Here is a 20225-nt window from a genome sequence, read left to right on the forward strand (position 1 = left end):
TACACCTCATACCGTTTGCACTGCTCCTACTTTAGTCGCAGAAGCGTCGAAACAAAAAGAGCTCAGAGACGTGCCAGAACTGTTGAAGTTTTCCCGCCGCCTAGCCGTTTTGCCGCCGTTTTTCCTGCTGGCGGGCTGCGACATGGTGGTCATGGCCCCATCCGGAGACATTGCCGCGCAGCAACGCGACCTGATCGTGATCTCGACGATTCTCATGCTGTTGATCATCGTACCGGTTGTTTTCCTGACGCTTCTCTTCGCTTGGCGCTATCGCCGGTCGAACGCAGCCGCGACCTATGATCCGGAATGGCATCATTCGACACCTTTGGAAGTGGTGATCTGGTCCGCTCCGCTTGCGATCATCATCGCGCTTGGAGCGGTCACCTGGATCAGCACACACAAGCTCGACCCCTACCGCCCGCTCGATCGGCTGGACTCTGAGCGAACGGTCCCGGCGGATGCGAAGCCGCTGACCGTCGAAGTCGTCGCCCTCGACTGGAAATGGCTCTTCTTCTATCCCGACCAGGGAATTGCGACCGTCAACGAGCTGGCGGCGCCGGTGGATGTCCCGATTAACTTCAAGATCACCGCATCCTCGGTCATGAACTCCTTCTATATTCCGGCACTTGCCGGCCAGATCTATGCGATGCCCGGCATGCAGACGAGGCTTCACGCCGTTATCAACAAGCCCGGCGAATACGAAGGCTTTTCTGCGAACTACAGCGGCGACGGCTTCTCACATATGCGGTTCAAGTTCCACGGAGTGGATCAGCAGGTCTTCGACAGTTGGGTCGCACGTGTGAAATCGCAGGGGACCGCGCTCAACCGCGATGCCTACCTCAAGCTTGAGAAGCCGAGCGAGCGGGAGCCGGTACGTTATTTCGCCTCGGTCGAGGAGGGACTGTACGAGGCGGTGCTCAATCTGTGCGCCACGCCCGGCAAGATGTGCATGCAAGACATGATGCACATCGACAGGATGGGTGGTGGCGGCAAGGAAAGCGCCGAGAACCGCCAAAAACTCGAATACGACAATCGACATGCCCCGGGAGCGGGGGCGCCGACCTTCCCGGCGACGGGCACGCCCGCACGCAGCGGGGAGGAACCGCAAGGCACGACTGGCAGCGGCAGGGAACCGATGCAAGACAACATGCCAGGCACGGGAGGGCATGAGGGGCATTCGATGCCGGGCATGAACGAGGGCAGCGATCCGGCACCGGCGCAGCTTAACGACTGAACCTGGCGCTTTGCGCCGACAAGACATCGATGAATGGGTTTCCCATGTTCTCCAATCCTGATCTTCTGAAGTTCATCTTCGGCCGCTTGACGTTTGACGCGATCCCCTACCACGAGCCCATCCTCGTCGCGACCTTCCTGGCGGTAGCGATCGGCGGCATCGCTCTCATCGGCCTGATCACCTATTTCAGGTTTTGGGGAACGCTCTGGCGCGACTGGCTGACGAGCGTCGACCATAAGAAGATCGGCATCATGTATGTCATCCTGGCGCTGGTGATGCTCTTACGCGGATTCGCCGACGCAATCATGATGCGCCTGCAGCAGGCAATGGCCTTCAACGGCTCCGAGGGCTATCTGCCGCCGCATCACTACGACCAGATCTTTACGGCGCACGGCGTCATCATGATCTTCTTCATGGCGATGCCATTCGTGACCGGGCTCATGAACCTCGTCGTGCCGCTGCAGATCGGCGCCCGCGACGTCTCCTTTCCCTTCCTCAACAACTTCAGCTTCTGGATGACGACCGCGGGTGCGATCATCATCATGCTTTCGCTCTTCGTCGGCGAATTTGCTCGTACCGGATGGCTGGCCTATCCGCCGCTTTCCGGGGCGGACTACAGTCCCGGCGTCGGCGTCGATTACTACATATGGGGCCTTCAGGTTGCCGGCATCGGAACAACGCTATCCGGGATCAATCTGATCGCCACCATCGTGAAGATGCGGGCGCCCGGCATGACGATGATGAAGATGCCGGTCTTCACATGGACGTCGCTCTGCACCAACGTGCTGATCGTTGCGACCTTCCCGGTCCTGACCGCGACGCTGGCCCTGCTTTCGCTCGACCGTTACGTCGGAACGAACTTCTTTACCAACGATCTCGGTGGCAATCCGATGATGTATGTGAACCTCATCTGGATCTGGGGTCACCCGGAGGTATACATTCTGATCCTTCCGGCCTTCGGCATCTTCTCCGAAGTCGTCGCGACCTTCTGCGGCAAAAGGCTCTTCGGTTACGCCTCGATGGTCTATGCGACCGTCGTCATCACCATCCTCTCCTATATCGTGTGGCTGCATCACTTCTTCACGATGGGTTCCGGCGCCAGCGTCAACGCCTTCTTCGGCATCACGACGATGATCATCTCGATCCCGACCGGGGCGAAGATGTTCAATTGGCTCTTCACGATGTATCGCGGCCGCATCCGCTACGAGGTGCCGATGCTATGGACGGTCGGCTTCATGGTGACTTTCGTCATCGGCGGCATGACCGGCGTGCTGCTTGCCGTTCCGCCGGCCGATTTCGTGTTGCATAATTCGCTGTTCCTGATCGCCCACTTCCACAACGTCATCATCGGCGGCGTCGTCTTCGGTCTGATGGCAGGCGTCGTCTACTGGTTTCCGAAAGCCTTTGGCTTCAGGCTCGATCCGTTTTGGGGCAAGATGTCGTTCTGGTTCTGGCTGACCGGCTTTTACTTTGCCTTCATGCCGCTATACGTACTCGGTTTGATGGGCGTCACACGCCGCGTCAACCAGTTCGAGGATCCGTCCCTGCAGATCTGGTTCGTGATCGCCGCGTTCGGTGCTTTCTTGATCGCGCTGGGCATCCTGTCGTTGCTCATCCAATTGGTTGTCAGCTTCATCAGGCGTGAGCAACTGCGCGATACGACCGGCGACCCCTGGGATGGTCGGACGCTCGAATGGTCGACATCTTCGCCTCCACCCGAATACAACTTTGCCTTCACGCCCGTCGTCCATGACCACGATTCCTGGTGGGACATGAAAAAGCGCGGCCATAGCCGTCCCCTCGCCGGTTTCAAGCCGATCCACATGCCGAAGAATACCGGCACCGGCGTCATTCTCGGCGCGATCAGCGTCGCTTTTGCCTTCGGCATGATTTGGTACATCTGGTGGCTGGCGATCCTTTCGTTCTTCGCCATCATCGCGGTCGCGATCGGCCACACCTTCAACTACAAGCGCGACTTCTACATCACCGCCGAACTCGTCGCCGAAACGGAAGGCAAGCGTACGGAACTGCTTGCAGGTGAGGTGTAAACCCATGACACACACGACCGAACCCGCTGAGCAAGGCCAAACGCCCACCTTCTACCTAGAGGAAGAGCATCATCCCGAAGGGAGCACGATGCTCGGCTTCTGGCTCTATCTGATGAGCGACTGCCTGATCTTTGCGGTCCTTTTCGCGACACACGGGGTGCTCGGCCGCAATTATGCGGCCGGACCCTCGCCGGCCGATCTCTTCGATCTTCCGCTCGTCGCGGTGAACACGTCGATGCTGCTGTTTTCGTCCATTACCTATGGCTTCGCCATGCTGGAAATGGAGAAGTACAACAAGACGACGACCTTGCTCTGGATGGCGGTCACCGCCCTCTTCGGCGCCGCCTTCGTCGGGCTCGAGCTCTACGAGTTCGCACACATGATAAACGAGGGTGCCGGTCCGCAGCGCAGCGCCTTCCTGTCGTCGTTCTTTACGCTCGTCGGTACGCACGGCCTGCACGTGACGTCGGGCATCGTATGGATGATCACCCTGATGGTTCAGGTGGCGAAGTACGGGCTGATCGTCGAGAACAAGCGCCGGCTGATGTGCCTGTCGATGTTCTGGCACTTCCTCGACGTCGTCTGGATCGGCGTCTTTTCCTTCGTCTATTTGATGGGAGTTCTCGGATGAGTTCGCAAGCGCCTTCGCACGAGGATGCATTTGAAGCCCATCATGGCCATAGTCACGGCCATGAGGCCGGTCACGGCACGCTGACGAGCTATGTTACCGGCTTTGTTCTCTCCGTGATCCTGACGGCCGTCCCATTCTGGCTGGTCATGGCTGATGTGTTCGACAGCGCGCTTCTGACCGCCTTCTTCATCATGATGCTCGGCGCCGTGCAGATCGTGGTTCACATGATCTTTTTCCTGCACATGAACACGAGGTCGGAAGGCGGCTGGACGATGATGGCGCTGATCTTCACCGTCCTGCTTGTTGCCATCGCCCTTTCCGGCTCGCTCTGGGTCATGCATCATCTGAACACCAACATGATGCCGATGAGTCCCGAAATGATGAAGAACATGCCCTGACGATGTGGAGCGGCGGGATCCCGCCGCTCCACGGTCTGCATTCACTGGTCCCCGATGAGCGATCCCGATAACGAAGCCGCATCTCGCCCCCGCTCACGGCTTTCGCTTGCAGTTCTGAGCGCCATCGGGATCTTCCTGATCGCCGTTCTGCTGGCGCTCGGTACATGGCAGGTCAAACGGCTCTTCTGGAAGGTCGATCTCATTGCGAGGGTCGAGGCCCGCGTCCACGCCGAACCGGTAACCGTTCCGGCTCGAGCCGAATGGCCGAACATCAATGCGGACACCGATGAATACCGCCGCGTACGGGTCCGTGGCCACTATCTGAACGACAAGGAGACCCTGGTCTACGCGGCAACCGAGCTCGGGGCCGGTTACTGGGTCACGACGCCGCTCGCGCTCGGCGACGGCACGATCGTCCTCGTCAATCGCGGCTTCGTGCCGACCGAAAAGCGAGATGCCACAACGCGATTGCAGGGGCAAATATCAGGCGACACCGAAGTCACCGGGCTGATGCGCATGACCGAGCCGAAGGGCGCGTTTCTGCGCTCGAACAAGCCCTCCGAGAACCGCTGGTATTCACGCGACGTAAGTGCGATCGCTGCGACGGGCGCTTTGCCGAATGTCGCACCCTATTTCATTGATGCCGACGCCACTCCCAATCCCGGCGGTCTTCCCGTCGGCGGCCTGACACGCATCGTCTTTCCCAACAATCATCTCGTCTACGCGATCACCTGGTACTGCCTGGCCGCCATGATTGCCGGAATGCTGATCGTTCTCTGGAGATCCGCGGCAAGCTCCATTCACGAAACGCCCGGCGCGAGGGGTGGAGAAGCATGAGTCCCTTTCCACCCGCACGCTGCCTTCAGAATTGCGCGGCGAGCGATGTTGTGACGCTATTCAGTTCACCGAGTTGAGCGTCATCGAGGTGCCGGCAGCAGCGACGTTGAGGCCGAGCTGACCGGTGACGCTGACCGTCTGGAGATGGATCGAACCGGAGGTGCCGCCGACGAGCACATTGGCCCCGATACCGGCGCCGACCGTCGCCTCGGCGCTCGCGCCCTTGTAGAGGCCACTCAGCGATCCGTGATGATAGCCGGCCGTCGGCGCGAACACGGCCCAGATGAGCCGGCTGCGCATCGTAAAGCCGATATCAACACCTAGCTTGCGGATCTCGCCGGTATAGCGATCCTCAATTTCCTCGCCGCTTATGGAGCGGAAAATGCATTCGACTTCCTTGGCCGAGCCCAGAACGTAGCCGGTACCGCCGGCGATATCGCATTCGAGATAACCTATCTTAACGCCGTTTTGCGCGTCCTGCACCGGGGGCGGAGCCGGCTCCCGGTATGTCGTAACATCGGCGGCATGGGCGGCCATGCCCGAAAGAGACAGCGACGCTGCGGAAAACGCGACGGCAAGATTATTCTTCATGCATACTCTCCTTCTCGGACTTGCGAACAACGCTCGTCCGACAAACACATTCAGCAATCGGTGGCCCGCATTATCGTAGAAGTCGCGACGACCATGCAGGGTGTAGAACCACCGTAGAGTTCAACTCTATTGAGACAATTCAGAGGCACCCTCCCGAGCGGCAACAGCTCTTGCGATTCGGGTGTGACCTGATCCGCTGCGGCGGCGAGGAAAGAATCTGCATCGCATCGCGAGGCCAGGCGCGCGTCTACCGCCCGTTCACCAATTTCAGGATGAGCTGATGGATATTGCCGCCATCACTGAGTTCCGCTCGGTCGAAATCCCGGCTTTGCTGCCGCTGCGCGTTCGAAAGCTTAGCAAGCCGCCTCGTCAATTCTGTCTTGATCTTGCGGCATTGCGGGTCTGCGGAAACGGTGAGGCCGACGGTGGCGGCCTCGATCTTCTGCACCATGTCCTTTATGAAATCTCCATGCACGCGTTCGTGCTTGTGCACACCGGCGATGAAAGCCTGCCAATGCTCCCGGGTGGAGGCCGGCAATTGCTTGGCCGGTTGCGGCAGCGTGTAGGTAATCGCAAGCTTCGGCAGCGCCGACACCAGGACGCAGGCGTCGCCCTGCGCCTCGTATTTCCGCGACCAGGTGAGCTTGAAGCTTGTATGCGCGATGGCGCGAGCGAGGCCTCCGACCTTCGGCCCCCGCTCCCCGATCGATGTATAGAGTTCCGGACCGGACTTACCAGCAATCGAATAGGTCTGCACCTTCTCGACCGCGTGCCATTCGGCTTCGGCAGCCGCCGGCAGTAACGCGAAACAGGCGAACAGCAAAGAAAATCGAAGGCCTGTTCTCAAACGAATCCTCGCGGGCTGGCATCTTGTCGCGCCGAGATTAAAGGGCACGACCCGCGCTTTCAATCACCATGAACGTCATCGGTCGCGGCCTACTGCTGTCGCAATCGCAACAACGCCTTCCGCGCCTCGACAGTCAAAGGGTGACCCGGGTGACGGCGGATGAAGCGTTCGTAATCCTCGGTCGTATTCTTCGCCTTTACGCGCTCGAATTCTGAGCGCACGGCGAGCTCATGATCTGGAGGCTCCTGCATTTCTGCCCCGCTTTTCTTCGTTGCGCTGTGCGAAGGAGCCGAGAAGCTCACTGCCAAGAGCACCAACCCGAGCAATTTCAGTACCCTGCGAACCAGCAAAATCGCTCCAATCTTATTGAGTTATTTACGGGAATCATAGTTATTGGGCGGCTACCGTCCCGAAATCAGTCTGCATCCGTTATCGAGAATTTTGCATGAGCGGCACCGGAAAATCCACCCAGTTTCTCGCGGCGACGGGCAACAGCCTGATCGACGGCGTGCTGTCGGGTTCGGCTTGGAACGGCACGATCTATTACGCCTTTCCGACCTTGGGCAGCAGTTATAGCTACAGCGGCGAGAAAAACAGCGGCTTTACTGACATATCGACAGCGCAGAAAAACACCGCGCTTTTCGCCATGGAGCAGTCCTTCGGTTCGGCCGCCAATGACGGCTTTTCCGTCGAGGGCTTCACCAATGCCAGCTTCGCTTTGGGAAGCGCGACCAGTGCAACGATCCGGTTTGCGCAGTCGAAAGTGCCGAAGACGGCCTACGCCTATATGCCGGGCACCTATGCTCAGGCCGGCGACATCTGGTTCGGCACGGCCTATGCCGGCACGGTAGATGACTATCGCAAGCCCGTGGCCGGGAACTACGCATGGCACACGCTGCTGCACGAGCTCGGCCACGCGCTCGGCCTGAAGCACGGTCACGAGGCAGAAGGCGCCTTCGGCCCTCTGCCCACGCAATACGACTCGATCGAATATTCGATCATGACCTACCGAGGTTTCGTCGGCGCCGGGGACGATGGCGGTTACGGGTATGAACAGTATGGCGCGCCGCAGACCTTCATGATGGCCGATATCGCCGGACTACAGGAAATGTACGGTGCCGACTTCACGACCAACAGCGGCAACACGGTCTATAAATGGACGCCCGCCAGCGGCGCGACACTGGTGAACGGCGAGACTGCCATCTCTCCGGGTGCCAACCGCATCTTCGCCACCATATGGGATGGGGGCGGCAACGATACCTACGATCTCACTGCCTACAAGACTGGCCTCAAGATCGATCTGCGGCCCGGCAAAGCCTCGACCTTCAGCGCCGACCAGCTCGCTTATCTCGGCGGCGGTCCGAATGACGGCTACGCGCGCGGCAATATTTTCAACGCGTTGCTTTATCACAGCGACACGCGCTCTCTGATCGAGAACGTCAAGGGAGGTTCGGCCGCCGACACGATCATCGGCAACCAGGTGGCCAATAGTCTGCTCAGTTATGCCGGCAACGACACTCTGTACGGCGACAGCGGTAATGACTGGCTTTACGGCGGCATCGGAGCCGACACCCTCAATGGCGGCAATGGCAATGATCGTCTGCTGGGGGAGACAGGAGCGGACCGGCTGACGGGCGGCACAGGAGCCGACAGCTTCAGGTTCAGGGCATTGGCGGAGAGCACCGTTGCCTCCACCGGCCGCGACACGATCTACGACTTCGTAGCCTCGCAATCCGACAGGATCGATCTCTCGGCGATCGATGCCAACTCTACTGTCACAGGCAACCAGAGTTTTCTCTTCGTCGGGACGGCCGCCTTCGCCGGCCGGAAAGGAGAGCTGCGCTACGATCGCGCCGCCTCCGACACCTACATCTATGGCGATGTAAACGGCGACAGGAAGGCGGATTTCGCCATCCACCTGGACGACGCCTTGACCCTTCAGAAGGGCTATTTTGTTCTATAGGAAGGCCTAGGTTCCTTAGGAAGGCTGGCGTCGCGTCGGATGATGCTCAGCCGGCGCTCAAGCGGCGCCGATGACGGCCTCGTCCGCGCCTAGCGAGTAACGACAGGCGATCGCCTGATCGTCAGTGCCGGCCGGGTGGCGCTGCCGGAGTCATGCCCTTCGCAAACCAGCTGCAGGTCTCGCCTGCATTTCTAAGGCCGCACGGAGCCCGTTCCTGGTCTCGCCCGGGAGGGCCGGTCGCGCCTCACGCAGGCCGTCCTTCCCTGGGTGTCACCAGTGAAACATCCGGGATCAAGCCTCAGTGTCAAGCTCAAGCAGCCGTAAAGGATAAAAGCCGGCGCCTCGGCACGATGTATCTCATCTGGGATCGCAGTGTTCTTTCGATCGTTAAGCACATTGGAAAGCCTACTCCCTGGGTTGACAGATTTGGACTACCGGATTAAGACTGACGAAATTCGAAAAACGTCACTCGTAACACGACATGGCAAAAATGAACGATCTCGCAGACAGCAGCGTCGATGCCAGACAGGAAAACGTGACGCGGATTCTTAATTCCGCCGAGCGGCTGTTCAGGCATTATGGCTATGCCAAGACGAATGTCGCCGACATTGCCCGCGATCTCGAAATGTCGCCGGCCAACATCTATCGCTTCTTCGCGTCGAAGCAGGAGATCCACCAGGCAATCTGTGGCCGCATGCTAGCTGCGAGCTATCAGCAGGCCTACGACATTTCCCGTCTTCCTCTCAGCGCTTCCGAGCGGTTGCGCCGCTATGTCCACGGTCAGCACAAGATGACAGTGGAGACCATGCTCGACGAGCAGAAGGTGCACGAGATGGTCGTCGTGGCGATCGAGCGGGACTGGCACGTCATCGAAAAGCACATCGACCGCATAGATCAGCTTCTTGCCGAGATCATTCGCGACGGCATTCGGGCCGGCGAATTCGCAGAACAGGATCCGGAAGTCGCCGCCAGATGTTTTGGAGCCGCCGTAGTGACGCTCTGTCACCCGCAGATCGTAGCTCAGTGTCTTGCGAAGCAGAACCGCGCAACACCCGATGAGCTGATCGAATACGCAATCGAGGCGCTGAAGAAGTAGACCGCAACAAAACCTGAGGGTCAGGAGTACGAACGATGTTTTCGCCGAGAGTTTTCCGTAAACCGTTCGTTGCCGGTCTCCTGGCCGTCGCCGCTGGCGTCGCCCTATCCGGCTGCTCGGAGGAGAAGACCGAAACGAAAGAGATCGTCCGTCCTGTCAAGGTCGTGGAGATCGTCAAGACAGGTGAGGCGCGCGAGCTCGACTATTCGGGCTCGGTGAAAGCCCGCACGGAAATGAACCTCGGCTTTCGCGTCGCCGGTAAAATCACCGAGCGGCTCGTCAATATTGGCGATCGGGTGAAGCCGGGCGACCTTCTTGCCCGTATCGACCCGACCGACTACCAGCTTGCGGTCAAGAGCGCCGAGGCAAGCCTGATCGCGGCTGAAAAACAGGTGCAAACGACGGCGCTGACGAAAGTCCGGGCCGAACAGCTCTTCACCAGGGAATTCTCTTCCAAGGCTCAGCTCGACCAAGCGACCTTGCTCTACGATCAGGCAGTCTCCACGCGCGACGCCGCCGCCTCATCGCTCGATCAGGCCAAGAACCAGGTGACCTATACGGATCTGAAGTCCGACCAGAACGGCATCGTGACGGCGGTCAATGCGGATGTCGGCCAAGTCGTCGGCGCGGGCACGCCTGTTGTCACCGTCGCAGTCGACGGCGAGAAGGAAGTGCAGATTGCGGTGCCCGAAATCTACATTTCCGAGTTCAAGCCAGGCAAAAAAGTCAAGGCGCGTTTCTGGTCGGATGAGGCGCTCGTGCTTGACGGCAATGTGCGCGAGGTCTCCGGCAGCGCCGACCAGCAATCTCGGACCTTCTCCGTACGCGTCAGTTTGCCGAACGACGAGCGCGTTCTGCTCGGGATGACGGCGACCATCGAGGCCGCCGCCAGCAATTCGTACGCGCCCCTTTCGATCCCCTTGAGCGCTCTTTCTAAGAAGGACGGCAAAGATATCGTCTGGGTGGTCGACCGCAATGCGTCGGCCGTTCACGCCCGGCCCGTCAAGCTCGCCGACTTTGCCGATGACGGGGTGCGCGTCGCCGAGGGTATCGAACCAGGTGACCTCGTCGTCGCCGCCGGCACGCAGTTCATGGCCGAAAACCTTAAAGTGAAGCTACCGGCGGCCGAACAGCAATCCGCCCTCGCCGAAACAGGCGAAATCGTCCGCTAGCCCAATTCCCGACAGAACGGAACGACGCCCATGCACGCCTCCACTGAGGACAAGAAACCGTTCAATCTTTCGCGTTGGGCGATCGGCCATCCAAGTATTGCGCGCTTCCTCTTCGCGCTGATCATCATTACCGGCGCTCTCGGCCTCGTTCGGATGGGGCAGCGCGAGGATCCGGAATTCACATTCCGCGTCATGGTGGTGCAGGCCGTCTGGCCCGGCGCATCCATTCAGGAGATGGAAGACCAGGTCGTCAACAAGATCGAGCGCAAGCTGCAGGAAACGCCGCATCTCGATTTCGTCCGCTCCTATACGCGCGCCGGCAGCGCCATCATCACGCTGCAGATCGAGGGCGACACCAACGCGGACGAGGTTGCCGACGCCTTTTATCAGGTGCGCAAGAAGGTCGCCGACATTGCCAACGAACTGCCCGAAGGCTTGCTCGGCCCCTACTTCAACGATGAGTTCGGCGATACCTTCATCACGCTGCACTCGATCAGCGGCGAAGGCTACAGTTATCCTGAACTGAAGAGGTTCGCGATCGAAGGCCGCGATATGCTGCTGACGACGCCGGGCGTCGAGAAGGTGGTCATTCTCGGCGATCAGCCGGAGAAAATCTATATCGACATTTCCTCCAAGGTCCTCGCCGAGCGCGGGCTGACGCTCAACGATCTGCGCAACGCCATTAGCGGCCAGAACGATGTCGACCTTGCCGGTTCCGTCGATACCGGTCAGCGCTCGGTGCGCATTTCCGTCGAAGGCGGCGTCACAAAAATCGATGATATCCGCGAACTGAGATTGCGCGCGGGCAGCCAGACAATCCGGCTCGGCGACATCGCGAGCGTCACGTCCGGCCTCGAAGACCCCTATTCGCGCAAGTTTCGTTTCAACGGACATGATAGCGTTCAGATCGGCGTCGTCATGGCCAAGGGCTTCAAGGTCACCGATGTCGGCAAAGCTGTCGAAGCGACCTATGAACGTTTCGAATCCGCGCTCCCCTACGGCATGACGGTCGACCAGGTCTCCAATCAGCCGGAGGTCGTGACCGAGGCGATCAGCGAATTCATGCATGCGCTCGGCGAAGCGCTGATCATCGTGCTCGTGGTCTCCTTCCTGTCGATCGGCTGGCGCTCCGGTCTCGTGATTGCCATTGCCATACCGCTCGTGCTCGCAGCCACCTTCGCGATCATGTACGAACTCGGCATCGACCTGCAGCGCATCTCACTTGGGGCCCTCATCATCGCTCTCGGCTTGCTCGTCGACGACGCGATGATCGTCGTCGAAATGATGGAGCGCAAACTCGAGGAAGGCCTGGTCAAGATCGAGGCGGCGAGCTTTGCCTATTCCTCGACCGCCTTTCCGATGCTGACCGGCACACTGATCACCACCGCCGGCTTCATCCCGGTCGGTTTTGCCGCATCGACTGCCGGCGAGTATGTCCGCTCGCTCTTCTACGTCGTCGGCATCGCGCTGGTGGTATCGTGGTTCGTGGCAGTCTATTTCACGCCCTGGCTCGGCTACATGATCCTAAAGCAGCGCCACCACGCGGGCAGCCATCACGACGCCTTCGATACGCGCTTCTACCGGCGCCTGAGGGCAACCGTCGGATGGGCGGTGCGCCACCGCGTCATCGTTCTCGTCATGACCCTTGTTACCTTCGCGGCAAGTCTCTGGGCCTTCCAGTTCATTCCGAAGAATTTCTTTCCGCAGTCGTCGCGGCCCGAAATCCTTGTCGATCTCTGGCTCCCGGAAGGAACCAGCATCAAGGAAGTCGAAAAGCAGGCCAAGGCTCTTGAAGCGCGAATGATGGACGATGAGGACAAGCGCTTCATCGCCACCTATATCGGCGAGGGCGCGCCACGCTTCTTCCTGCCGCTCGACCAGCAGCTTCGCAATCCGAATTTCGCGCAGCTTCTCGTCATGGCGAAGGACGAGGCGGCCCGCGAACGGCTGATCGTCAAATTGCGTACGGTTCTTGCCGAAGATTTCCCCTCTGTTCGCGCCAAGGTCGACCGCCTGTTCCTCGGCCCCCCGACGGGCTGGCCGGTGCAGTTGCGTGTAATGGGGCCGGACCGCCAGGAAGTGCGCCGTATCGCCGATCAGGTGAAGGCGAAGTTCGCCGAAAACCCACTGCTTGGCGCCGTTCATGACGACTGGCTGGAGCCGGTGCCGGCGATGAAACTGGTGATCGATCAGGATCGCGCCCGCGCGCTAGGCGTCACATCGCAACGCATCCGCCAGATGCTGCAGGCAACGATGTCCGGCGTGCCGCTCGACGATTTCCGCGACGGCGAGGAAACGGTTTCTATCGTCGCGCGAGAACCGGACGGCAACCGGCACCTGCTCTCGGCCGTCAATTCCGTCTACGTGCCCACCGATTTCGGCGGTTTCGTTCCGGTCTCGCAGGTGGCCAAAGTCGTACCGGTGATCGAGCAGGGTGTCGAGTGGCGGCGCGATCGCCTGCCGACCATTACCGTCCGCGCCACTCTGCCGGACGGCGTCCAGTCAAACGACGTGACGATGAAGCTCTATGACGAGCTGCAGGGTCTGAGAGACGGCCTCGCCCCCGGCTACAAGGTCGAGATCCAGGGCGGAGCGGAAGACAGCGCCGAGAGCCAGGCCTCGATCGCTGCCAAGGCGCCGATCATGCTGGTCGTCATCGTCGTGCTGCTGATGGTGCAACTCCAGCATTTCGGCAAGTCGATGCTGGTACTGGCGACTGGGCCGCTCGGCATCATCGGGGCGGCCGCGGCCTTGCTGATCAGCGGCGCTCCCTTCGGCTTCGTCGCCATTCTGGGCGTCATCGCGCTGCTCGGTATCATCATCCGCAACTCGATCATCCTTGTCGATCAGATCGACCAGGATATCGCCGCGGGCATGGAACGATCCGAGGCGATCATCGGCGCCGCGGTTCGCCGCTTCAGGCCGATCACGTTGACGGCGCTGACCGCGGTGCTGGCTCTGATCCCGATCTCACGCGGCGTATTCTGGGGGCCGCTTGCCTACGCGATGATGGGCGGCATTCTGGTTGCGACGGTGCTGACGATCCTTGTTCTGCCGGCCGGTTACGCGCTGTTCTTCGGCAAGGAGCCGAAGGCCCGCGAGGCGGAGCCGGAGGAGGCGCCGTCGGCGGTGGACGAGGAAGAGGAAGGCAGGATGTATCCTGTACCCTTGGCGGCGGAGTGAGGCTAGGCGGGGCCCCACGCGCTGGCCGGAGAGCAGCGGCAGTTTGCCGCCGCTTCGCTGCCCTGCTTTCGAAAATGCCCGCGTAAACGGCGCCAGCGCGGAGACAAGAAAGCCGGCAGCATTGAGCCTGAAAGCCTGGCACAGGATGGGCGCCAAGCGCTGCAATGGCTGAATGCTGCTTCAAACGGCGCGTCAGTGCAGTTCTTGGCTCGGCCATTCTGACTGATGGCAACGCCAAAACGTTCGAAGGACCAATAGCTTACGGCTCTACACCCGCTCACGCCGAAACTCGTGCGCTCTCTTGCGATGGTCGTTCGTCGGGAAGAACACGTCAGTCCTCGCCTCCGGAAAACCATGCGGCAAATTCGCGTAAATAGTCCATGAAAACCGTATGTTGCGGGATTTCTTGAATCGGCTTCAATTTGAGGGTAAAATCACTTAGCAATTCAAAGCGTTACAGCGACCGTGCGGACTGAAACGACCGGAGCTGAAACGTGCGGTGCACGCGAGTGGTGACGCTTTGGTCAAGCTTCATACGTGGAGGTTGTCATGGCTAACACTCTAATGGCAGGAAGAAGAGCCCAGGACTGGGTGAATCTGGTCTTGGCAGTGTGCCTGTTCCTTTCTCCCTGGGTCATCGGTTTCTCGGCTGACGTCGTACCGACCTGGAACGCATGGATTTCCGGCATTGTGCTCGGCATCCTTGCGGTTGCAGCCCTCTCGGCCTTCGCCGAGTGGGAGGAATGGGCAAATATGGTGGTCGGCCTGTGGGTGATCGTTTCTCCCTGGCTACTCGGCTTTATGGCAAATACGAACGCAATGTGGACCCACGTCATTCTGGGTCTGCTTGTCGCCGCCATTGCGGCCTGGGCTGTCTGGGACTATCGCCACCCGCACTCCGCCTAGATCACGATGATTTTGGGTCGAATCGACCCAAAATCATAAACGTGGTCGATTCTAGTAAGCTAGATCAACGATTTTGGATTGATCCCATCCAAGATCGTGAAGGCGGCCGGTCCAGAAACCACTTGAGCGGAACGCCGCGAAAATCGCTTCGCACCTTCCGCTCAGAAAAAGTGCGCGCTCACGTGAACGCGCACTTTTTTATTCTGTTGGCGTAACCGCCTGAGAGCGGGTCTGTCGCTTGCGCTATGCTCCCACGACCGCCCGCTCGTCCGCAATCGGAACCACCTCCGCGACACCGAGTTCGCGGCGCTCGCGTTCGGTTTCAATGGCGAGATCGAGAACCTTCTGCAGGTCGGCCGCATGGCGGAAGCCGGGCTCGACGCTGCGGCCGGCCCTGACCGCCTCGGCGAAACGCTGATAGTTGGTCGCGACGCTGCCGGCGTCGACGGCGCGCCACACCGCCTTCTCCACATCCGCCCCGAGGCAGGCGCGCAAGCTCGAACCGTCCGGCGTATGGATCACCTCTAGCGCGCCCTTGTCGCCATGCAGCCGCAGCCTCAGCTCGTTCAGATGCCCGGTCGCCCAGCGGCTGGCGTGAATCACCCCCATCGCGCCGTTGGCGAACTCCGCCGTCATCGCAAAACTGTCATTGGCGTCGAGATCATATTCGCCGATGCGGTTGCCCGGCACCTTGTCGAAGGCTTTCAGCCGCGCGAACACGCGTTCGACCGCGCTGCCGGCGCCATAACCGGCGAAGTCGAGGATATGGATCCCGACGTCGCCGAGCACGCCGTTTGAGCCATGTCTCGTAGACAGGCGCCACAGCCATTTCGATTCGCTCGCCCAGTCGCCCCAGGCTTTCGACACCAGCCAGCTCTGCAGATAGGAGGCTTCGATATGCCGCACCTGGCCGATCTCGCCGGCCAGCACCAGCTCGCGCGCCTTCTGAAGCGGCGCGACATTGCGGTAGGTGAGGTTGACCATCGTGACGAGGCCGGAGCGCTCCGCCGCGGCCGCCATCTCCGCGGCCTTTTCGTAATTCTCCGCCAGCGGTTTTTCGCACAATACATGCTTGCCGGCAGTAATCAGCGCCATCGTCGTCGGATGGTGGGCCTTATCCGGCGTCACGTTTGCTACCGCGTCGAACTGGCCCCAGGAGATCGCCTCATCGAGCGAGTTGAAGGTTTCAGGGATGCCGTGCGTGGCGGCGAAGGCCTTGGCGCGGGCCGGGTCGACATCGAGGGCGCCGACCATTTCGACACCCTCGATCTTGGCAAAGGCGTTTGCGTGGCTGTTCGCCATGCCGCCGGTTCCGAGTATGAGCAGACGCATTGCCAACCTCCTCACCTGTAGCCGGCTTCGCCGGCCCTATGCAGCTTTGGACCGCGCTCGACGATCGGCTCCAGTGCCTTCTCCACCGGTACGTTCGGCGCCTCATGGATCGCCTTATAGGTGCCTTGCGGGTTGTGGGCCCACTTCACGGCGTTGCGCAGCACCTTGTGGACCGTTGCGTCGTGGTAGGTCGGATAGGTCTCGTGGCCGGGGCGGAAATAGAAGATGTTGCCCGCGCCGCGCCGCCAGGTCAGCCCCGAACGGAATACCTCGCCGCCGGCAAACCAGGAGATGAAGACCGTCTCCAGCGGCTCCGGCACCGAAAACTGCTCGCCATACATCTCCTCATTCTCGATGACGAAGTTCTCCCCGAGGCCTTCGGCGATCGGATGTCGCGGATTGATCACCCAGACGCGCTCGCGCTCGCCCGCTTCGCGCCATTTGAGGGCGCAGGGCGTCCCCATCAGCCGTTTGAAGACCTTTGAGAAATGGCCGGAATGGAGCACGATCAGCCCCATGCCTTCCCATACCCGCTTGGCAACTCGCTCGACGATCTCGTCGGCGACGGCGCCATGGTCCTTGTGGCCCCACCACAAAAGCACGTCGGTCGAAGCCAGCCGCGCCTCGCTCAGTCCATGCTCCGGCTCCTGCAGCGTAGCCGTCGTCGCTTCGATCGCCGGATCGGCATTCAGCGCCGCGGCGATCGTGTTGTGCATGCCGTTCGGATAGATCTCCCGAACCACCGCATTCGTCTGTTCGTGGATGTTCTCACCCCACACGATCGTGTTGATAGCCAAGGTCGTTCTCCTACTCGTTAGGCATCCTTTTTGCTCGGTGCCCGCTGTCCATGATTTGAGTTCGTCGATGCGGAGTCGGGGTCGGGATAGCGCCCTTTCCGGTCTAACGTCTGGGGTTTGGAAATGATCCGAAATCCGTCCGGATTTAGGCCGCACCTCGTATTTCCAGGCGCCCGGTCGCCCGTCCCGCCGCATCGAAGCGGTGAATATGCCCGGCGGCAGGCGAAATCCGCACGGTCTGCCCCGGTTGGTGTCTGGAGGTGCCGCTCTCTCTGACGATCACCGGTTCGCCGGCGCCGATGTCGAGATAGATGTAGCTGTCGGACCCGAGCATCTCCGAATGGATGACGGTTCCGGTCCATTGCCCGCCCTCGCCGTCGATCTCCAGGTGTTCCGCACGGATGCCGATCGTCTTGGCATCGTAGGTGTCGGCGAAGGGGCCGGAGAGGAAATTCATCTTCGGCGACCCGATGAAGCCCGCGACGAAAACCGAATTCGGCTTCTCATAGAGCTCGAGCGGCGTGCCGATTTGCTCGACTACCCCGTCCCTCAGCACGCAGATGCGGTCAGCGAGTGTCATCGCCTCGACCTGATCGTGAGTCACGTAGATCATCGTCGTGTTGTGCATGCTGCGATGCAGCTTGGCGATCTCGATACGGGTCGCGACGCGCAGTGCCGCATCGAGATTGGAAAGCGGCTCGTCGAACAGGAACACCTTGGGGTCGCGCACGATAGCGCGGCCGATCGCCACCCGCTGCCGCTGGCCGCCGGAGAGCTGACGCGGTAGCCTCTGCAGATAAGGTGTGAGCTGCAGCATTTCCGCCGCCGCCTCTACTCTTTTCCTGCATTGCTGCTTGTCCTTGCCGGCGAGCTGCATGCCGAAAGACATGTTCTCGAAGACAGTCATATGCGGATAAAGCGCATAGGATTGGAAAACCATGGCAATGCCGCGCTTCGACGGCACAAGATGGTTGACGATCTGGCCGTCGAAGGCGAGCGTGCCGGAGGTGATTTCCTCCAGCCCGGCGATCAGCCTGAGCAGCGTGGATTTGCCGCAGCCGGAAGGGCCTACAAAGACCATGAACTCGCCCGGCTTGATATCCATGCTCACGCCCTTGATCACCTCGAAGGCGCCGAAGGACTTGCGAATGTCTCTGAGTTGAAGCTCTGCCATTTTCTCCTCCTAGAGCAACAGGTTAGAGCGGAATGCAGGCGGAAAACCGCCCACACTTTTCCTCATCCCGCTCATCCTTTGACGCCGCCGGCGGTGAGGCCGGAAATGATCCGCCGCTGAAAAATCAGGACGAGGATCACGAGGGGCACCGTGACTATGACCGAGGCCGCCATGATGCTGCCCCAGGGAATTTCAAACTGACTGCTGCCGGACAACAGCGCGATCGCGACCGGCACGGTGCGCTGCGTATTCGAAGACGTGAATGTCAGCGCGAACAGGAACTCGTTCCATGCAGCGATGAAGGCAAGCAATCCTGTCGTCACCAACGCGGGCCACATCAGCGGCATGAAGACCCTGGTAATGATGACCCAGGGAGAAGCGCCATCGACGATTGCCGCCTCCTCGATCTCGACCGGCAGGTCCCGCATGAAGGTGGTGAGCACCCAGACCGTGAAGGGCAAGGTGAAGATCATGTAGGAGAAGATCAACGCCAGGGGCGTATTAAAGATGCCGATCGACCGGATGAGCTCGAACAGGCCTGCCAGAACCGCAATCTGCGGAAACATCGATACCGACAGAATGGTGAGCAGGAGCAATGATCGTCCGCGGAAGCGTACGCGTCCGAGCGCATAGGCCGCCGTGATCGCGAACAACAGGGAAATGCCGACGACCAGCGTTGCGACGAGCAGCGAGTTTCCGAGATTCCTGAGAAAGCTGCCCTGCGACACGACGCTGGCGTAATTAGCCAGCGAGAGTTCCGTCGGCCAATAATCCACCCGGAACAGGGCCGTGCCGGATTTTAGGCTCGTCAGAATGGCGTAATAGAAGGGAAAGACCGCTATCACGATGATTGTCATGACGAGCGCGTAGAAGGCGGTGCGCTTTGCGAGTGTGGCGATCATCAGCGTTCCCCTCCTTCGAAATTGACTCGGCCGAACCACATGTAGAGGACGGTGATCGAGGCGATGATGAGAAACAGCATGGTCGAGGCGGCTGCACCGTAGGCGAACTTGTCGAAGTCGAAGAGGTTCTCCCGTGCCAGCACCGACATGGTTTTCGTCTGAGCGTTATTCGGCGTCAGCACGTAGATGAGGTCGAAGATGCGGAGCGCGTCGAGCATGCGGAAGATTACTGCGACCATGAGTGCCGGCCGGATGAGCGGCAATGTCAGCCGCCAGAACACCCGCAAGGGATGAACGCCGTCGACCTTGGCGGCCTCGTAGATATCGCCCGGAACCATCTGCAGGCCCGCGAGGATCAGCAGCGCCATGAAAGGCGTCGTCTTCCAGACATCGACGATCAGCACGGCGACCATCGCCGTGTCGGGGTTTGCGGTCCAGGCGATCTTTGTGCTGATCAGGCCGAGACCCATCAGTATGTCGTTCAGGATGCCGAACTGGTCGTTGAGCATCCACGCCCACATCTTGGCGGAAACGATCGTCGGGATTGCCCAGGGGATCAGAATGGCCGCGCGCACGATCCCGCGGCCCGGGAATTGGGCATTCAGCACCAACGCCACGATGAGGCCCAGCATCGTCTCGATGCTGACGGAAAGGGCGGTGAATTTCAGCGTGTTCCGCACCGCATTCCACCAGGCGGGATCCGCAAGCAGGCCCTTGTAAATGGTGCGGCCGCTCTTCAGCGTGATCCAGGAAAGATAGTTCTTGAAGCCGATGAATTCGGCGCCCGCCAGATTTGTCAGCGATGCATTGGTGAAGCTGAAATAAATGGTCCTCACGAGAGGCCAGCCGGCGACGAGAGCCAACACCAGCAGGGTCGGCGCCAGAAACACCCAGGCTGAACGGACACGCTGGGTCCTGAGGTCTGAACTGATGTGGTTTTGGCGCGCGAGCGCGGCCGGCGTATCCGCGACGGTAAGATCGGTCATGATGTTGGCTCACCCATTGCCGTTCGGCTTTCGCCGCAAGGTTCGACACGGAGGAGGATGGCGGCCCAGGGTGGCCGCCATCCTCGGCGACTGCTGCGAAGCGGGAAAGACAAAGGCTGTGTCCAGTT

At 60.3% G+C, this 20225-nt stretch carries 17 protein-coding genes; 10 read left to right on the top strand and 7 right to left on the bottom strand.

Annotated elements, in window-relative coordinates; translation table 11 throughout:
* The first annotated feature begins 70 nt into the window (after positions 1 to 70).
* The 5 genes from cyoA to PYH37_RS08185 are packed head-to-tail and all read left to right on the top strand — an operon-like array spanning position 71 to position 5148.
* Positions 71 to 1234 carry a ubiquinol oxidase subunit II gene (cyoA, locus tag PYH37_RS08165; protein ID WP_280730927.1) on the top strand — a complete coding sequence of 388 codons (1164 nt, stop codon included), beginning with the start codon at positions 71 to 73 and terminating at the stop codon, positions 1232 to 1234.
* Between the two features lie 44 nt (positions 1235 to 1278).
* Positions 1279 to 3282, top strand: a complete 2004-nt coding sequence (gene cyoB / locus PYH37_RS08170; protein WP_280732443.1) for a cytochrome o ubiquinol oxidase subunit I — start codon at positions 1279 to 1281, stop codon at positions 3280 to 3282.
* A gap of 4 nt (positions 3283 to 3286) precedes the next feature.
* Positions 3287 to 3913, top strand: a complete 627-nt coding sequence (gene cyoC, locus PYH37_RS08175; protein ID WP_280730928.1) for a cytochrome o ubiquinol oxidase subunit III — start codon at positions 3287 to 3289, stop codon at positions 3911 to 3913.
* The gene (gene cyoD, locus PYH37_RS08180) at positions 3910 to 4311 is read left to right on the top strand and encodes a cytochrome o ubiquinol oxidase subunit IV (RefSeq protein ID WP_280730929.1); all 402 of its coding nucleotides are present in this window, start codon (positions 3910 to 3912) and stop codon (positions 4309 to 4311) included. The genes cyoC and cyoD overlap by 4 nt, the downstream gene beginning before the upstream one ends.
* A gap of 54 nt (positions 4312 to 4365) precedes the next feature.
* The gene (locus tag PYH37_RS08185) at positions 4366 to 5148 is read left to right on the top strand and encodes an SURF1 family protein (RefSeq protein WP_280730930.1); all 783 of its coding nucleotides are present in this window, start codon (positions 4366 to 4368) and stop codon (positions 5146 to 5148) included.
* 60 nt (positions 5149 to 5208) lie between these two features.
* Here the strand turns inward: PYH37_RS08185 and PYH37_RS08190 are convergent, their stop codons facing one another.
* A complete protein-coding gene (locus PYH37_RS08190) occupies positions 5209 to 5739 on the bottom strand; it encodes a DUF992 domain-containing protein (RefSeq protein WP_280730931.1) in 531 nt (176 codons plus the stop codon).
* A gap of 247 nt (positions 5740 to 5986) precedes the next feature.
* The gene (locus tag PYH37_RS08195) at positions 5987 to 6592 is read right to left on the bottom strand and encodes a DUF922 domain-containing Zn-dependent protease (protein WP_425336080.1); all 606 of its coding nucleotides are present in this window, start codon (positions 6590 to 6592) and stop codon (positions 5987 to 5989) included.
* A gap of 439 nt (positions 6593 to 7031) precedes the next feature.
* On the opposite strand from PYH37_RS08195, the gene PYH37_RS08200 reads away from it, so the two are divergent.
* From PYH37_RS08200 to PYH37_RS08220, 5 genes are all read left to right on the top strand, one after another.
* Positions 7032 to 8549 carry a M10 family metallopeptidase gene (locus PYH37_RS08200; protein WP_280730933.1) on the top strand — a complete coding sequence of 506 codons (1518 nt, stop codon included), beginning with the start codon at positions 7032 to 7034 and terminating at the stop codon, positions 8547 to 8549.
* A 490-nt stretch (positions 8550 to 9039) separates the two neighbouring features.
* On the top strand, positions 9040 to 9645 hold the full coding sequence (locus PYH37_RS08205) for a TetR/AcrR family transcriptional regulator (RefSeq protein WP_280730934.1): 606 nt from the start codon (positions 9040 to 9042) through the stop codon (positions 9643 to 9645).
* A gap of 35 nt (positions 9646 to 9680) precedes the next feature.
* Entirely contained in the window at positions 9681 to 10817 is a 1137-nt protein-coding gene (locus tag PYH37_RS08210; protein ID WP_280730935.1) for an efflux RND transporter periplasmic adaptor subunit, read from the top strand.
* 30 nt (positions 10818 to 10847) lie between these two features.
* Positions 10848 to 14000, top strand: coding sequence for an efflux RND transporter permease subunit (locus tag PYH37_RS08215; protein WP_280730936.1), 3153 nt, complete (start codon positions 10848 to 10850; stop codon positions 13998 to 14000).
* Positions 14001 to 14549: 549 nt separating this feature from the next.
* Entirely contained in the window at positions 14550 to 14906 is a 357-nt protein-coding gene (locus PYH37_RS08220) for an SPW repeat protein (protein WP_280730937.1), read from the top strand.
* Between the two features lie 243 nt (positions 14907 to 15149).
* On the opposite strand, the gene PYH37_RS08225 is transcribed toward PYH37_RS08220, so the two are convergent.
* From PYH37_RS08225 to PYH37_RS08245, 5 genes are all read right to left on the bottom strand, one after another.
* A complete protein-coding gene (locus PYH37_RS08225; RefSeq protein WP_280730938.1) occupies positions 15150 to 16238 on the bottom strand; it encodes a Gfo/Idh/MocA family protein in 1089 nt (362 codons plus the stop codon).
* Positions 16239 to 16249: 11 nt separating this feature from the next.
* Positions 16250 to 17035 (bottom strand): ThuA domain-containing protein, encoded by a 786-nt coding sequence (locus tag PYH37_RS08230; RefSeq protein WP_280730939.1) that lies wholly within the window; start codon positions 17033 to 17035, stop codon positions 16250 to 16252.
* A gap of 145 nt (positions 17036 to 17180) precedes the next feature.
* On the bottom strand, positions 17181 to 18209 hold the full coding sequence (locus PYH37_RS08235) for an ABC transporter ATP-binding protein (protein WP_280730940.1): 1029 nt from the start codon (positions 18207 to 18209) through the stop codon (positions 17181 to 17183).
* 71 nt (positions 18210 to 18280) lie between these two features.
* The gene (locus PYH37_RS08240) at positions 18281 to 19111 is read right to left on the bottom strand and encodes a carbohydrate ABC transporter permease (protein WP_280730941.1); all 831 of its coding nucleotides are present in this window, start codon (positions 19109 to 19111) and stop codon (positions 18281 to 18283) included.
* Positions 19111 to 20097, bottom strand: coding sequence for a carbohydrate ABC transporter permease (locus PYH37_RS08245; RefSeq protein ID WP_280730942.1), 987 nt, complete (start codon positions 20095 to 20097; stop codon positions 19111 to 19113). The genes PYH37_RS08240 and PYH37_RS08245 overlap by 1 nt, the downstream gene beginning before the upstream one ends.
* Between the last annotated feature and the right edge of the window lie 128 nt (positions 20098 to 20225).

The sequence above is a fragment of the Sinorhizobium numidicum genome, assembly GCF_029892045.1.
GTDB classification, from domain to species: domain Bacteria; phylum Pseudomonadota; class Alphaproteobacteria; order Rhizobiales; family Rhizobiaceae; genus Sinorhizobium; species Sinorhizobium numidicum.

Bases quoted from the DNA above. Each gene is read 5' to 3' on its own strand.
- cyoB (WP_280732443.1), top strand. From the start codon at position 1,279: ATGTTCTCCAATCCTGATCTTCTGAAGTTCATCTTCGGCCGCTTGACG.
- cyoC (WP_280730928.1), top strand. From the start codon at position 3,287: ATGACACACACGACCGAACCCGCTGAGCAAGGCCAAACGCCCACCTTC.
- cyoD (WP_280730929.1), top strand. From the start codon at position 3,910: ATGAGTTCGCAAGCGCCTTCGCACGAGGATGCATTTGAAGCCCATCAT.
- PYH37_RS08185 (WP_280730930.1), top strand. From the start codon at position 4,366: ATGAGCGATCCCGATAACGAAGCCGCATCTCGCCCCCGCTCACGGCTT.
- PYH37_RS08190 (WP_280730931.1), bottom strand. From the start codon at position 5,739: ATGAAGAATAATCTTGCCGTCGCGTTTTCCGCAGCGTCGCTGTCTCTT.
- PYH37_RS08200 (WP_280730933.1), top strand. From the start codon at position 7,032: ATGAGCGGCACCGGAAAATCCACCCAGTTTCTCGCGGCGACGGGCAAC.
- PYH37_RS08205 (WP_280730934.1), top strand. From the start codon at position 9,040: ATGAACGATCTCGCAGACAGCAGCGTCGATGCCAGACAGGAAAACGTG.
- PYH37_RS08210 (WP_280730935.1), top strand. From the start codon at position 9,681: ATGTTTTCGCCGAGAGTTTTCCGTAAACCGTTCGTTGCCGGTCTCCTG.
- PYH37_RS08215 (WP_280730936.1), top strand. From the start codon at position 10,848: ATGCACGCCTCCACTGAGGACAAGAAACCGTTCAATCTTTCGCGTTGG.
- PYH37_RS08220 (WP_280730937.1), top strand. From the start codon at position 14,550: ATGGCTAACACTCTAATGGCAGGAAGAAGAGCCCAGGACTGGGTGAAT.
- PYH37_RS08225 (WP_280730938.1), bottom strand. From the start codon at position 16,238: ATGCGTCTGCTCATACTCGGAACCGGCGGCATGGCGAACAGCCACGCA.
- PYH37_RS08235 (WP_280730940.1), bottom strand. From the start codon at position 18,209: ATGGCAGAGCTTCAACTCAGAGACATTCGCAAGTCCTTCGGCGCCTTC.
- PYH37_RS08240 (WP_280730941.1), bottom strand. From the start codon at position 19,111: ATGATCGCCACACTCGCAAAGCGCACCGCCTTCTACGCGCTCGTCATG.
- PYH37_RS08245 (WP_280730942.1), bottom strand. From the start codon at position 20,097: ATGACCGATCTTACCGTCGCGGATACGCCGGCCGCGCTCGCGCGCCAA.